Origin of the sequence: Geodermatophilus sabuli (genome assembly GCF_900215145.1) — a bacterium.
GTDB lineage: Bacteria > Actinomycetota > Actinomycetes > Mycobacteriales > Geodermatophilaceae > Geodermatophilus > Geodermatophilus sabuli.
Genome location: NZ_OBDO01000001.1, coordinates 263,502 through 276,052, shown reverse-complemented (window position 1 = coordinate 276,052; position 12,551 = coordinate 263,502). Strand labels below are relative to the sequence as shown.

General features: G+C 75.5%; 15 protein-coding genes. 7 read left to right on the top strand and 8 right to left on the bottom strand.

The window, feature by feature from the left end; all coding sequences use genetic code 11:
• The first annotated feature begins 98 nt into the window (after positions 1-98).
• The gene (locus CRP39_RS01395; protein WP_097203713.1) at positions 99-521 is read left to right on the top strand and encodes a hypothetical protein; all 423 of its coding nucleotides are present in this window, start codon (positions 99-101) and stop codon (positions 519-521) included.
• Between the two features lie 100 nt (positions 522-621).
• Positions 622-1,239, top strand: a complete 618-nt coding sequence (locus tag CRP39_RS01390; RefSeq protein ID WP_097203711.1) for a GNAT family N-acetyltransferase — start codon at positions 622-624, stop codon at positions 1,237-1,239.
• Positions 1,240-1,353: 114 nt separating this feature from the next.
• Here CRP39_RS01390 and CRP39_RS01385 read toward each other — a convergent pair whose 3' ends face one another.
• From CRP39_RS01385 to CRP39_RS01370, 4 genes are all read right to left on the bottom strand, one after another.
• Entirely contained in the window at positions 1,354-1,695 is a 342-nt protein-coding gene (locus CRP39_RS01385) for a hypothetical protein (RefSeq protein WP_097203710.1), read from the bottom strand.
• A gap of 223 nt (positions 1,696-1,918) precedes the next feature.
• Positions 1,919-2,146: a toxin-antitoxin system YwqK family antitoxin gene (locus tag CRP39_RS01380; RefSeq protein WP_172442233.1), complete on the bottom strand. Its 228-nt coding sequence runs from the start codon at positions 2,144-2,146 to the stop codon at positions 1,919-1,921.
• A gap of 26 nt (positions 2,147-2,172) precedes the next feature.
• Positions 2,173-3,144, bottom strand: a complete 972-nt coding sequence (locus CRP39_RS01375; protein WP_097203708.1) for a sigma-70 family RNA polymerase sigma factor — start codon at positions 3,142-3,144, stop codon at positions 2,173-2,175.
• Between the two features lie 68 nt (positions 3,145-3,212).
• Positions 3,213-4,844 carry a hypothetical protein gene (locus tag CRP39_RS01370; protein WP_097203706.1) on the bottom strand — a complete coding sequence of 544 codons (1,632 nt, stop codon included), beginning with the start codon at positions 4,842-4,844 and terminating at the stop codon, positions 3,213-3,215.
• A gap of 222 nt (positions 4,845-5,066) precedes the next feature.
• Here CRP39_RS01370 and CRP39_RS01365 point away from each other — a divergent pair, with 222 nt between their 5' ends.
• Positions 5,067-6,380, top strand: a complete 1,314-nt coding sequence (locus CRP39_RS01365; protein WP_097203704.1) for a sensor histidine kinase — start codon at positions 5,067-5,069, stop codon at positions 6,378-6,380.
• Positions 6,368-7,012, top strand: a complete 645-nt coding sequence (locus CRP39_RS01360; RefSeq protein ID WP_097203697.1) for a response regulator — start codon at positions 6,368-6,370, stop codon at positions 7,010-7,012. The genes CRP39_RS01365 and CRP39_RS01360 overlap by 13 nt, the downstream gene beginning before the upstream one ends.
• Positions 7,013-7,072: 60 nt before the next feature.
• On the opposite strand, the gene CRP39_RS01355 is transcribed toward CRP39_RS01360, so the two are convergent.
• Positions 7,073-7,438: an MmcQ/YjbR family DNA-binding protein gene (locus tag CRP39_RS01355; protein ID WP_097203695.1), complete on the bottom strand. Its 366-nt coding sequence runs from the start codon at positions 7,436-7,438 to the stop codon at positions 7,073-7,075.
• 77 nt (positions 7,439-7,515) lie between these two features.
• Here CRP39_RS01355 and CRP39_RS01350 point away from each other — a divergent pair, with 77 nt between their 5' ends.
• Complete coding sequence (locus CRP39_RS01350; protein ID WP_097203693.1) at positions 7,516-8,757, top strand: GNAT family N-acetyltransferase; 1,242 nt, start codon at positions 7,516-7,518, stop codon at positions 8,755-8,757.
• A gap of 18 nt (positions 8,758-8,775) precedes the next feature.
• Here CRP39_RS01350 and CRP39_RS01345 read toward each other — a convergent pair whose 3' ends face one another.
• A complete protein-coding gene (locus CRP39_RS01345) occupies positions 8,776-9,267 on the bottom strand; it encodes a ribose-5-phosphate isomerase (RefSeq protein ID WP_097203691.1) in 492 nt (163 codons plus the stop codon).
• Between the two features lie 26 nt (positions 9,268-9,293).
• Between CRP39_RS01345 and CRP39_RS01340 the strand changes: the two genes are divergently transcribed.
• Both CRP39_RS01340 and CRP39_RS01335 read left to right on the top strand, forming a co-directional pair.
• Positions 9,294-10,022 (top strand): DUF429 domain-containing protein, encoded by a 729-nt coding sequence (locus CRP39_RS01340; protein WP_097203689.1) that lies wholly within the window; start codon positions 9,294-9,296, stop codon positions 10,020-10,022.
• Between the two features lie 53 nt (positions 10,023-10,075).
• Positions 10,076-10,870: an MBL fold metallo-hydrolase gene (locus CRP39_RS01335; RefSeq protein WP_097203688.1), complete on the top strand. Its 795-nt coding sequence runs from the start codon at positions 10,076-10,078 to the stop codon at positions 10,868-10,870.
• 63 nt (positions 10,871-10,933) lie between these two features.
• Here CRP39_RS01335 and CRP39_RS01330 read toward each other — a convergent pair whose 3' ends face one another.
• Positions 10,934-11,689, bottom strand: coding sequence for an SDR family oxidoreductase (locus CRP39_RS01330; protein WP_097203686.1), 756 nt, complete (start codon positions 11,687-11,689; stop codon positions 10,934-10,936).
• 64 nt (positions 11,690-11,753) lie between these two features.
• Entirely contained in the window at positions 11,754-12,419 is a 666-nt protein-coding gene (locus CRP39_RS01325; RefSeq protein ID WP_097203684.1) for a mycothiol-dependent nitroreductase Rv2466c family protein, read from the bottom strand.
• Between the last annotated feature and the right edge of the window lie 132 nt (positions 12,420-12,551).

The window sequence follows — 12,551 nt, the reverse complement described above, 5'->3', positions numbered from 1 at the left end:
CGTCGCCCGTCGACGTCGGCGGACGTCGACCAGGAGCGTGCGCGGCCGCGCCGCAAGGCCGATGCGGCGCCTCGCCGGCCGTTCCTAGCGTCGCCGGCATGCCCGACCGCTCCGCCCCTGCCGGGCCCTCCGGCACCGGAGCCGGGGAGCCGGTCAGCTGGCCGGTGGTGCTGGGGCTCGGCGCCCTGGCGCTGCTCTTCCCGCTGGCCGAGCTCACCGGCGTCGCCGACGCCCTCGGGGAAGCCCCCACCGCGCTGCTGCTCCTCGGGCTGGTGGCCGTCGTGTGGATCGGCGGTATCGCTCTCGGGCGAGTGCCGCGACCGGTGCTCACCTCGACCCTCGCCGGCGTCACGTTCGGCGTCGTCCTCGTCGTCCTCTCGCTGGCCCTCGGCACGGGAACCGACGCCGAGGGCGCCCCGGTCGCAGCCGTCGCGGCCTTCGAAGTCGGCCGGTCCGCCGGACTGGGCGCCCTGGCCGGGCTGCTGGCCGACGCCGTCCAGCGAAGGCAGCCGCGACGGTGAACCGGGTCCGCGCCGCTGTCGCTCTCACCGCCGCCGTAGGCCGTCACACCGGAGCTGCCGAGCGACCGGTACCGCGAGGGGAAGAGAGGACGGGACGAAGATGCGGCACACGACCACGGCACTCGGACAACAGGTGGTGATCGCTCCGCTGCCGGTGACACAGCGCGCGCCGGGCGCGCTGCTGGCCGCGAGGGCGATGCAGGACAACCCCATGCACGTCGCCGCCCTCGGCCCGGACCTGCGGCGACGTGTCGAGGTCATGCACCGGGCCTTCGGCCTGCTGCTGGACTCGCCGGCCCGCCACGTGCTCGGCGCCTGGCACGAGGACCACCTGGTGGGGATCGCCGCCTACACGTCTTCGGATCACTGCCAGCCGGACCGCAGCCAATGGCTGCGGTTTCCTCCGACGCTCGCTCGAGCAGGCACCCGGGCTCCTCGGCTCCTGCGGTGGCTGGCCGCGTGGAGCCGCCGCGACCCGGACATCCCCCATGTCCATCTCGGGCCGGTCGCCGTCGACCCGCTCGTGCGGGGCAGAGGCGTCGGCAGTCGACTGCTGGCCGATTGTGTCGACAGGTTCGACGTCCGGGAGGAGACCGGCTGTCTCGAGACCGACAAGGCCGACAACGTCCGGCTCTACCGACGATTCGGTTTCGAGGTCGTGGCGTGCGCGAACGTCCTCGGGGTGCCGAACTGGTTCATGCTCCGCCCGCCCGCCTGACCACGCGAGGGAAGGAACGTACCCGCCGAGGGGCTTCCTCGAGCGCACTGTGGCGACCACACAGCTCCCGCGCCGCACGGACGCCGTCGACCACCCGAAGGGTCGCAGGTACCGCTAGGACGCCCCGGCGGACCTGTTGCGCCCGCTGCCGCTTCCGGTCCCGTTCGCAGCCTGGTCTCCGGTCGGCTGCTCGCGGACGTCCTTGAGCGCGTTGAGCGCGGCAACCACCGCCGTAGCCGCCATGGCGATGACGACCAGGAAGCCACCGATGAGTACCCAGCGCTCGACATCGAGACGGAAGCCTGACACCGACATGCTGACGGCCACGACAACCAGGATGAGTGCCACGAGAGCACCGACGGCCAGGGACCAGAGGATGGTCGTTCTCATCATGTGCCTCTTCCAGGAAGAACGGGTGAGGGATTCGGGCACCCCGGCGCCGGTCACGACGGCCACGACTGACCCCCGCCGTCCGTTCTCGGACGTGACGGCGCCGACGCCTGCTGCGCACCCTGATACGACCCACGCAGGATCGCGACCAGCCGCCGCTCCGTCCACTGGAGACATCCCGGTCGCCGGGCAGCACAGACCCGTGAGCAGGTGTACCCGAGCGTCAGCGAGGCGGGCCGAGTCCACCGCCTGCCCGGCGGCCGCGCTGCCGCCCGCTCCCCGCCGACGATCAGCCCCGGTCGGTCACCTTGTACGGGGCGCCGCTGGCGTCGTACGTCGTCCACTCCCCCACGGGCTCGCCCGCGGCGAAGGACCCCGAGCGCAGCATCGTGCCGTCGAGCCGGAACCACTCCCAGTAGCCGTGCGGCTTGCCGTCGACGACGGGGCCGCGGGCGCGCAGTGAGCCGTTCCGGTGCCGCTCCTCGTGCACGCCCTCGGTGAACTCCGTCTGGGGCACGGCGCCTCCGTTCCTCGGGGTCGGGATCAGGCCGGCTCGACGGGGAGGCCCAGCCGCCGGAAGAGGTCGTTGTCGAGGTCGAGGAAGCTCGAGATGTGCGCGATCCGGCCCGCGCGCACCTCGAGCACGTGCAGCGCCCAGGGCTCGTGACCACCCCCTTCCCGGGGGCGGTACTGAGCGAAGGCGGGCGCACCGTTGGCGGAGGTGGCCAGGATGCGGGAGTCGCGGCAGCCCGCTCCCGGCCCGAGCATCCAGGTGCCGATGTCGTCCCGGCCGCGCAGCCACATCTCGAACGGCGGCATGTGCTGGGTGGCGTCCTCGTGCAGCAGCGCGACGAACGCGTCGATGTCGTAGCGCTCGAAGGCGTCCACGTAGCGGTCGAGCAGGTCGCGCTCGACGTCCTCCAGCGGCTGGGAGTCGACCTCGCCACCGACGGCCGCCATCGTGGCCCGGGCCCGCTGCAGCGCGCTGTTCACCGAGGCCACGGTCGTGTCGAGCAGCTGGGCGACCTCGTCGGCCTTCCAGCGCAGCACCTCCCGCAGCAGCAGGACCGCGCGCTGCCGCGGCGGCAGGTGCTGCAGGGCGGCGACGAAGGCCAGCCGGATCGACTCCCGCTGCACCGCCTGCTCCGCGGGGTCGGCATCGTCGGAGACGACCTGGCGGTCGAGCACCGGCTCCACCCACGCCGTCGAGGGACGGCGGGCGGCCAGCGACGCCTCCACCGGCTGCGACGGCGAGCCGGAGAGGTCCATCGGCAGCGCCCGCCGCTGCCGGCCGGAGAGCTGGTCGAGGCAGACGTTGGTGGCGATCCGGTACAGCCACGAGCGCAGCGCGGAGCGGCCCTCGAAGTCCGCGAGGCCCCGCCAGGCGCGGACCATCGTCTCCTGCACCGCGTCGTCGGCGTCGAACGCCGAACCGAGCATGCGGTAGCAGTAGCCGGTCAGCTCCCGGCGGTGCTCGAGTAGCCGGGGGTCGAGCTCGGTGTCGACGACGGTCACGTGGGCCTCCTCTGCGACGGCCGCGCCAGCAGACCACAGGGCACCGACGGAACGGGAGGGGTCGGCGCCTACTGGTAGCTGATCAGGTGGGGTCGGGGGCTGACCTGGGCGATCGTCTCCTCGGGGCTCAGCATCGGGGCGTCCTCGTCGTAGAAGTTCTTCCACCCCCAGTGCACGGCGTCCGGGTCGGTCTGCCGCAGCGCCTGCCACGTCGCCTGCTTGTCCCCCTGCCCGCCCTGGCCGTCGGCGTGCACCATGACGGCCAGCTCGTCACGGGAGGTGTCCAGCCGTTCCCGCTCGGGGATCATCCCCACCCGGAACTGGTGCAGCACCAGCAGCTTCTGCGGGAGGTCGCCGGCGCGGGTGAGGTCGGCCAGCCAGGTGACCACCCGGTTGACCTCGTCGACGGACACCGACCCGATCTGGGTGAGGTGCACCTGCCCCGGGCCCAGCCGCCACTCGGGGTCGAGTGCCAGGCCCACGTGCGGCAGCTCCAGCAGGGATCGGTACTGCTCGGCCTGGGTGACGAAGTCGGTGCGGCCCGGCTGGAGGTCCAGGACGACGTAGAGGCCGGCCTCCCCCGCCGCCTCCACCCAGGGGCGCAGCTCCTCGGCCGGCACCTCGACGGAGTAGTTGCCGTCCGGGCCGGCGAACTCCGACGCGACCGTCGCGATGATCTCGAAGGCCGGGACGACGGTGGCGTCGGGCACCAACTCCTCGTACGGCGCCGCGTGGGCGCGGGCGCGCTCGACCGAGGCCGCGGCGTCCTGCTCCCCCAGCACCCCCAGCGCACCGCTGCCCGGGTGCCCGTAGAGCGCGACGAGGAAGTGCCCCGGGAACAGCAGCTGACCCCCTCCGGGCAGCTGCCGGCCGGTGGCGGCGGTCTCGAGCTTCCAGTCCAGCCCCTCCTCGGCGGCGTACTCCGGCCCGAGGGCGAGCACCGCCTGGGGCTGGTCCTCGCCGAGCAGCCCGACCAGGTCGGCGTCGGCACGCGGGTCCGTCCCCCCGACGTGCACCCGGGCCCCCGCGGCCCGGGCGGTGGCGATGCCGGCCAGCGTGGTGGTGCTGCCGGTGGCCAGCACCAGCGTGCCGTCGAGGGGCGCGGCCCGCTCCACCCCGGGCAGCCGGTCGACGTCGTCGGCCGGGGCCTCCTCGTCGCCGGCGAGCAGCGCGACCGGCTCCTCGCCGTCGAGCCCGGCCACCGCGGCGGCCGCGGCGGCGTCGTCCACCTCGCTGGTCTCCGCGAGGTCCAGCCCGGTGGCCGCGGCGACCGACTCCGCCGCGGCAGGGACGGCGAGGACCTCGTGGTCCCCTCCGGCGGCCTCGGCGTCCCCGACCGCGAGGACGGTGGTCGTCCCCAACCGGTCCAGCTCGGCGGTGAGGACGTCGGCGGGCCCTCCGTCGGCGGGCTCGACCAGCAGGGGGACGCCCAGCCCGACCGCGGCCGAGGCGGCCAGCAACGTGCCGGCGTCGTCCCCGTCGCGGGCCACGACGGCGACCTCCGCGCTGTCGAACAGGGCCCGGCTGGTGGAGGCCGCCGACGCGGCCGCGTCCTCGTCGGCGACGAGGGTGAGCCGGGCGTCGGGCGCCGAGGTGACCGCCCCGACGGACGCCTCGGCCTCCCCGTCCCCCGAGGTGGAGCCGCAGCCCGCCGCGAGCAGGACGACGGTCAGGGCGATCGGCACCGCTGGAGCGCGCACGGCTCCCTCCCCCGCCGGGCAGCCGCTCACGCGGGGGCGCGACGTCCTCGGCGCGCCCGGCTCCCCCCGACCCTAACGAGCGCCGGGTGCTGGACAGCCGGACCGCCACGCACGGAGCATCGACCCCGACATGGACACCCCAGCGCTGTCGGGTCAGCCCGACACCCGATCGACCGGCTGGCGGGATGGGACCGGCCCCCGTCCCCGGCCAGGCTCGACGGCATGACCGACACCGCCGTCCTCCCCGCCGTGTCCTCGCCACCGCCACCGGCGACCCGCGCCCGCGGCGTGCTGCGGCAGCTGGGCGTGGACACCGCCTACTCCCTGGTCTCCTTCCCCGTCGCGATCGCCGCGTTCGTGCTCGTGGTCACCGGCCTGGCCGTCGGCACCGGGCTGCTGGTCATCTGGGTCGGCGTCGCCGTCCTGGCCGCCACCCTGGTGGCCGCCCGCGGCCTGGCCGCCGTCGAGCGGTCGTGGCTGCCGGGGGTGCTCGACCGGCCGGTCCCGCGCCCGGCGTACACGCCCGCCGAGGGCCGGGCCGTCCGGCGGCTGACCACGCCGCTGCGCGATCCCCAGTGCTGGCTCGACGCGCTGCACGCGGTGCTCCGCTTCCCGTTCGCGATCCTGTCCTTCGTCGTCACGGTGACGTTCTGGGCCGTCGCGCTCGGCGGGATCACCTACGGCCTGTGGGACTGGTCGCTGCCGGACGCCTCCGCCGACCCCGACAACACCGACCTCCTGGAGCTGCTCGGCTTCCAGAGCACGTCCGGCCGGCGGATCCTCTTCTACACGGCGATCGGCCTGCTCTTCGCCGTCGTCCTGCCGTTCGTCGTCCGCGGCGCGGCGCTGCTGCAGGCCCAGCTGGGCCGGGCGCTGCTGACCTCCCGCGCGGCCACGCAGGCCGAGCTCGGCCGGCTGGCCGAGGGCCGCGACGCCGCGGTCGCCGCCGAGGCGGTGGCCCTGCGCCGGCTGGAACGCGACATCCACGACGGGCCGCAGCAGCACCTGGTGCGCCTGGGCATGGACCTCTCCCGCGCCCAGCGACAGCTCGACCGTGACCCGGACGCGGCCCGCGAGACGCTGGGCGAGGCCGCCGTCCTGGCGAAGGAGGCGCTGGAGGAGCTGCGGGCGCTGTCCCGCGGCATCGCGCCGCCGGTGCTCGCCGACCGCGGCCTGGCCGCCGCGCTGGCCGCCGTCGCAGCCCGTTCCCCCGTGCCGGTCGAGCTGTCCGTCGACCTGCCGGAGGAGCGGCTGGCCCCGGCCGTGGAGAACACCGCCTACTTCGTCGTCAGCGAGGCGCTGGCCAACGCGGCCAAGCACAGCGGGGCGAGCACCTGCCGGGTCGTCGTCGTGGCCGCCGGCCCGGCGCTCCGGGTCACCGTGGAGGACGACGGCCGCGGCGGCGCGGTCCTGGCCCCTGGGCACGGCCTCGCCGGGCTGGCCGACCGGCTGCGCGCGGTGGACGGCGTCCTGACCGTCGACAGCCCGCGCGGCGGACCGACCCGGCTGGTCGCGGAGCTGCCGTGCGGGTCGTGATCGCCGACGACTCCGTGCTCCTCCGCGAGGGGCTGGTGCGCCTGCTCGAGGAGGCCGGGACCGAGGTGGTCGCCGCCGTCGGCGACGGTCCCTCGCTCGTCCGGGCGGTGGCCGACCACCGCCCGGACGTCGCCGTGGTCGACGTCCGGATGCCGCCCACGCACACCGACGAGGGGCTGCGGGCCGCCGTCGAGGCCCGGGCCGCCGTGCCCGGGACGGCGGTGCTCGTGCTCTCCCAGTACGTCGAGGTGGCCTACGCCGACGAGCTGCTCGCCGACGGCCGCGGCGGCGTGGGTTACCTGCTCAAGGACCGCGTCACCGACCTCGACTCCTTCCTCGCCGCGTTGACCGACGTCGTCGCCGGCGGCACGGTGCTCGACCCCCAGGTGGTCGCGCAGCTGTTCGCCCGCCGCCGGGCCGACGACCCGGTCCGCCGGCTCACCCCGCGCGAGCGCGAGGTGCTCGGCCTGATCGCCGAGGGGCACTCCAACAGCGCGATCGCCCGGCGGCTGGTGGTGACGGAGGGCGCCGTGGAGAAGCACACCCAGCGCATCTTCGCCAAGCTCGGCCTCACCCAGGACGAGGACCAGCACCGCCGGGTGATGGCGACCCTGGCCTACCTGCGCAGCTGACGAAGGACCCCCTGCCCCCCACCGCTCGCAGGCTCGCGGCGGGCCCCTGCAGGGGGCCACTCACGACCCACCCGAAGGCGGCGACCCGGCCGTGTCGAAGGCGGCGCGCAGCCGGGCCGGGGCCCGCAGCCGCCACGCCTCGGTGAGCAGCTCGGCCAGCTCGGCCCGGTCCACCGCGGCCAGGTCGACGACGACCATCGAGGAGTTGCGGTAGTGGTGCGGCACCGAGAAGACGCCGGGCCGCTCACCCGCCAGCGCCCGGTTCTCCCCCTCGGCGAGCCGGATCGCCACCCAGCTCTCGTCGGGTGGCATCGAGGCGAAGACCTTGTCCCGCACCCGCAGGCAGGCCATGTCCCAGGCCGGGCGCTCGGTGGTCTCGGGGAACGCGAGGGCGAGGGTGCGGACGTCGTCCGGCGTGGCGGCCATGGCCGGATGCTGGCACCGGGGTCCGACGGGGGTGAACTGGTTCGCGCGCTGTCAGCGGGCCCGGGTAGACAGCTCGGGTGACCGATCCCGCCGCCGGCCTCCGCCCCGCCACGCCCGAGGAGTGGCCGGCCTTCAGCCGCGCCATGCTGCACGTCTTCGGTGAGGACGCCTCGGGCCCCTTCGTCGAGTCCGTCCCCGAACACGCCGAGCTCGACCGGTCCCTGGGGCTGTGGGACGGCGAGCGGGTGGTGGCGACGGCGGGCATCTACAGCCGTGAGCTGACCGTGCCGGGCGCCGTCGTCCCGTGTGCCGGCGTCACCTGGGTGACCGTCTCCCCCACCCACCGCCGGCGGGGCGTCCTGAGGGCGATCATGCGGCGCCAGCTGACCGAGCTGCACGAGCAGGGCCGCGAGGCGGTGGCCGCGCTGTGGGCCTCGGAGGCGTCGATCTACGGCCGGTTCGGGTACGCACCGGCCACCTGGCGGGGCAACCTGTCCGGCGCGACGCAGCGGCTGCGGCTGCGCCCGGGGGTGGACGCAGGCGCCGGCCGGGTCGACCTGGTCCCGGTCGAGGAGTACCGCGCCGCGGCCGTCGCCCTGTACGACCGGGTGCGGCGCTTCGTCCCGGGCAACCTGGCCCGCGGCGACGTCTGGTGGGACCGCGCGCTGCGCGACGAACCCGCCCAGCGGCACGGCGCGACCGAGCGGCGGTACCTGCTGCACACCGACCCCGACGGCACGGTGAGCGGCTACGCCGCCTACCGGGTCAAGGACGCGTGGACCGACGGCGGGGAACCCGACGGCACCCTCACCGTCGAGGAGGTCCGCGCCACCGGCACGCCCGCCTACGCCGCGCTCTGGCAGTTCCTGTTCGCCATCGACCTGGTCCGGACGGTCAAGGTCCCCATGGCGTCGGACGACGACCCGCTGCGCCACCTGCTGGCCGACCCTCGCGCGCTGCACGCCCGGCCGCTGGACGCGCTGTGGGTGCGGCTGGTCGACGTCGGCCGCGCGCTGGCCGCCCGCCGCTACACCGCCCCGATCAACCTCGTCCTCGAGGTCCGCGACCGCTCCTGCCCGTGGAACGACGGGCGCTGGGCACTGACCGCCGGCCCGTCCGGTGGCTTCTGCGCGCGGACCGACAGCGACCCCGACCTGGTCGTGGACGTGGAGGCGCTGGCCGCCGCCTACCTCGGCGGCACCTCGCTGGCCACGCTCCAGGCGGCCGGCCGGGTCACCGAGGTCAGCCCCGGCGCGGTCACCCAGGCGGCGACGTCGTTCCGCTGGCCGGTCAGCCCCTGGTGCCCCGACGAGTTCTGAACGGCCCGGGACGGGACCTCAGACGGGCTCCTGGCGCGTGGGCAGGCCGCCGGCGGGGCGGTGCCGGTTCTGCTCGTAGTCGGTGACCAGCCCGATCCGGCGGGAGTGCCGTTCGTCGCCGCTGAACGGCGTGGCGAGGAAGTGGAGCACCAGCTCGGTGGCCTCCTCGACGCTGTGCTGCCGGGCGCCGATGGAGACCACGTTGGCGTCGTTGTGCTGCCGGGCGAGCTCGGCCGTCGACCGGTTCCACACCAGGGCGGCGCGCACCCCCGGCACCTTGTTGGCCGCGATCTGCTCGCCGTTGCCCGAGCCGCCGATGACGACGCCGAGGCTGCTCGGCTCGGTGACCGTGCGCTCGCCGACCTCGAAGCAGAACGGCGGGTAGTCGTCCTGGGCGTCGTACTCGTACGCCCCGCAGTCGACCGGCTCGTGCCCGGCCGCGGCGAGCGCCTCCTTGAGGTGCTCCTTGAACTCCAGCCCGGCGTGGTCGGTGCCGACGAAGACGCGCATGGCGGCGAGTCTGTCAGGCTGCCGCGGTGGCGGTGCTGGGGGTGGACGGCTGGCGCGGGCAGTGGGTGGGCGCCCGGCTCGAGGGCCGGACGGTGACCCTCTCGGTGCTGCCGGACGCCGCCACCGTCCTCGCCGTGCCGGACGTCGAGGTGGTCGGCATCGACATGCCGATCGGGCTGTCCGACGACGGTGCCCGCGCCTGCGACGTCGCCGCCCGCGACGCGCTGCGCGGGCGAGGGGCGGCCGGCTCGGTGTTCCCCGCGCCGGTCCGCGCGGTGCTGGCCGCCCGCGACTACGCGCACGCCCGCGAGCTGAGCCGGGCCGCCACGGCCGGCGCGCGGGCGCCCTCGGCGCAGACGTGGCAGTTGGTCGCCGCCATCCGGGACCTGGACGACGCCCTCGGCGAGCCACCGGACCCCCGCGTGGTCGAGGTCCACCCGGAGCTCGCCTTCCGCGCCCTGGCCGACGGCGGAGGCGACGGCGCAGGCGATGGCGGCGGCGACGGCCGGGGCGGCACCGCCGTCCGCGACGCCAAGGGGACCGCGCGCGGCACCGTCCAGCGCGTGCGGGCCCTGTGCCACGTCATGGACGTGGAGGACGCACTCACCGGGGCGCCAGTCGGCGTCCCCCTGACCGACGCCCTCGACGCCTGCGCGGCCGCGTGGTCGGCCGCCCGGCTCGCCACCGGCAGCGCCGCGTGCGTGGGGGACGGCGCGCTGGACGCGCGGGGCCGGCCGATGCGGATCTGTTGGTAGGCCCCGTCCCGGGTACCGCCCTGAGCGTGCGAAGGGTGGGGAGGACGGGGTCCTTGCACTTCCGCGAGGTGGCCGACGGCGTCTTCGTCCGGCGGCACGCGTCGCTGGACCTCAACTGCGGGCTGGTCGTCGGCGAGGACGCCTGCCTGGTGGTCGACACCCGCTCGGACCTCGGTGAGGCGGCCGACCTCGTCGCCGCCGTCCGCCGGGTGACGCGCCACCCGTGGACGGTGGTGAACACCCACGCCCACTACGACCACTGCTTCGGCAACGCCGCGTTCCGCCCGGCGAGGGTGTGGGGCTCGCGTGGCTGCGCGGCGGACCTCCTCGCCACCGGGGAGGCGCAGCGCGCCGCGCGGGTGGCCGAGCTGCGCGCCGCCGGCGACGACGTCGCCGCCGAGCGGGTGCGGCACGCCCCGCTGGACCCGCCGGACGCCCTCGTCGACGACGTCGCGGTGCTGGACGTCGGCGGGCGGGAGGTGGTGCTGCGCTTCCTCGGCCGCGGGCACACCGGGCACGACCTGGTGGTGGAGGTCGAGGACGGCCGCGACGGGACCGTGGTCTTCGCCGGGGACCTCGTGGAGCAGGGCGCGCCGCCGGCGTTCGAGGACGCCTTCCCCGCCGAGTGGCCGGCCACGCTGGGCCGGCTGCACGCGCTGGCCCGCGGGCCGGTGGTCCCGGGACACGGCGCCGTCGTCGACGCGGCGTTCGTGGGTGCCCAGCGGGAGGAGCTGCTGGCGGTGCTGGCGGCCGTCCGGTCCGGCCGGCTGGACGACGGCCCCTACGACGGAGAGACGATGCGCACCGCCGCCAGGAGAACCGGTCCTGAGCCTGCGAAGGGCACCTGAGGTGGCCTCCTCGCAGGGGCCCGCGGCGAGCTCGCGAGCGGCGGGGGGCGAGGAGGTCCTTGCTCAGGCGAGCCGGCGGACGACGGGCAGCGGCAGCACCCGCAGCAGCGCGGACACCGGCCGCCACGGCCACTCGGGGACGTAGGCGCGCACCGGCTCCCGCTCGATGGCCGCGGTGAGCGCGTCGACGCCGGTGCCGAGGTCCACGGTGAACGGCCCGCGACGGCCGACGTTGATGTCGGTGGCGATGAAGCCGGGCAGCACCGTGGTCACCCGGATGCCGGTGCCCAGCAGGTCCGACCGGATCCGCTCGGCGAGGGCGTTGAGCGCGGCCTTGCTGGCGCCGTACGCCGTCCGGGTGCCGCGCATGCCGCGGATCGAGGCGACCGAGGAGACCACCACGAGGTGGCCGCTGCCCCGGGCGCGGAACAGCTCGACGGCCGCCTCGCACTGGGCGTGGGTGCCGAGCACGTTGGTGAACAGGGTGGCCCGGTTGGCCCACGCGGAGCCGGTGCCGACCGGGGCGCCCTTGCCGATGCCGGCGTTGGCGACGAACCGGTCGATGCCGCCGAGCTTCCCGGCGAGCTCCGGGACCACCTTCTCGACCGCGGCGGCGTCGTCGACGTCGAGCGCGGCGGTGACCACCCGGATGCCGGGGTGGGCGGCGAGCAGCTCGTCGCGGAGGGCCTCGAGCCGGTCGGTGCGGCGGGCGGCCAGGGCCAGGTCGCGGCCCATCCGTGCGAACCGGCGGGCCATGCCCTCGCCGAGGCCGGAGCTCGCGCCGGTGATCAGGATGCGCTGGCGGACGGGGTGCGGCACCCCCTGAGGATGCCGCACCCCGCCCGAGGGGCAGAAATGGCCATTTCTGCCCCTCGGGGGTGGATCAGCCGCGGCGGGTGAGCGCCAGCGCGTCGGCGGGGACGGAGTCCATGTCGGGGCCCGACAGGCGGGTCCGCTTGAGCTCCCAGAAGTCGGGCAGGTTGGCCAGGAGGACCGCGCCGTCGAACGCCTTCCCGGCGTCCTCCCCGGTCGGCACCTTGCTGATGACCGGGCCGAAGAAGGCGACGCCGTCGATGTGCATGACCGGCGTGCCGACGTCGTCCCCGACCGGGTCCATGCCCTCGTGGTGGCTCTTCTCGAGGGCCTCGTCGTACTCGGTGGAGGTGGCGGCCTCGGCCAGGGACGCGGGCAGGCCGACCCGCTCCAGCGCCGGGGCGATCAGCTCGTCGAGCTCCACGCCCTCGTGGTGGCGCAGCGTCCCCATCGCCGTGTATAGGTCGCCGAGGACCTCGTCGCCGTGCTGCTGGGCGGCGGCGATCGCGACCCGCACCGGGCCGATCGCCTTGGTCATCATCTCCTGGTACTCCGCCGGCAGGTCGCGGCCGCGGTTGAGCACGGCCAGGGACATGACGTGCCAGTGCAGGTCGATGTCGCGGACCTTCGCCGCCTCCAGGACCCAGCGGCTGGTCAGCCAGGCCCACGGGCACAGCGGGTCGAACCAGAAGTCCACGCGCGCTGTCACGGGGGCGCTCTGCACTGCCTCGGTCATGTGTCCTCCTCGCTGGCGCTCGTGTGCGCCGGGTGGCCGTCCTGCCGTCGTCAAGTCCGACGGTGCGGTGGTTGTTCCCCCTCGATGGGGCGGCGGCGCCCCGTCGTCCGAGAGGCGCCGTCGGCCCTCCGT

Bases quoted from the DNA above. Each gene is read 5' to 3' on its own strand.
- CRP39_RS01395 (WP_097203713.1), top strand. From the start codon at position 99: ATGCCCGACCGCTCCGCCCCTGCCGGGCCCTCCGGCACCGGAGCCGGG.
- CRP39_RS01390 (WP_097203711.1), top strand. From the start codon at position 622: ATGCGGCACACGACCACGGCACTCGGACAACAGGTGGTGATCGCTCCG.
- CRP39_RS01365 (WP_097203704.1), top strand. From the start codon at position 5,067: ATGACCGACACCGCCGTCCTCCCCGCCGTGTCCTCGCCACCGCCACCG.
- CRP39_RS01355 (WP_097203695.1), bottom strand. From the start codon at position 7,438: ATGGCCGCCACGCCGGACGACGTCCGCACCCTCGCCCTCGCGTTCCCC.
- CRP39_RS01345 (WP_097203691.1), bottom strand. From the start codon at position 9,267: ATGCGCGTCTTCGTCGGCACCGACCACGCCGGGCTGGAGTTCAAGGAG.
- CRP39_RS01325 (WP_097203684.1), bottom strand. From the start codon at position 12,419: ATGACCGAGGCAGTGCAGAGCGCCCCCGTGACAGCGCGCGTGGACTTC.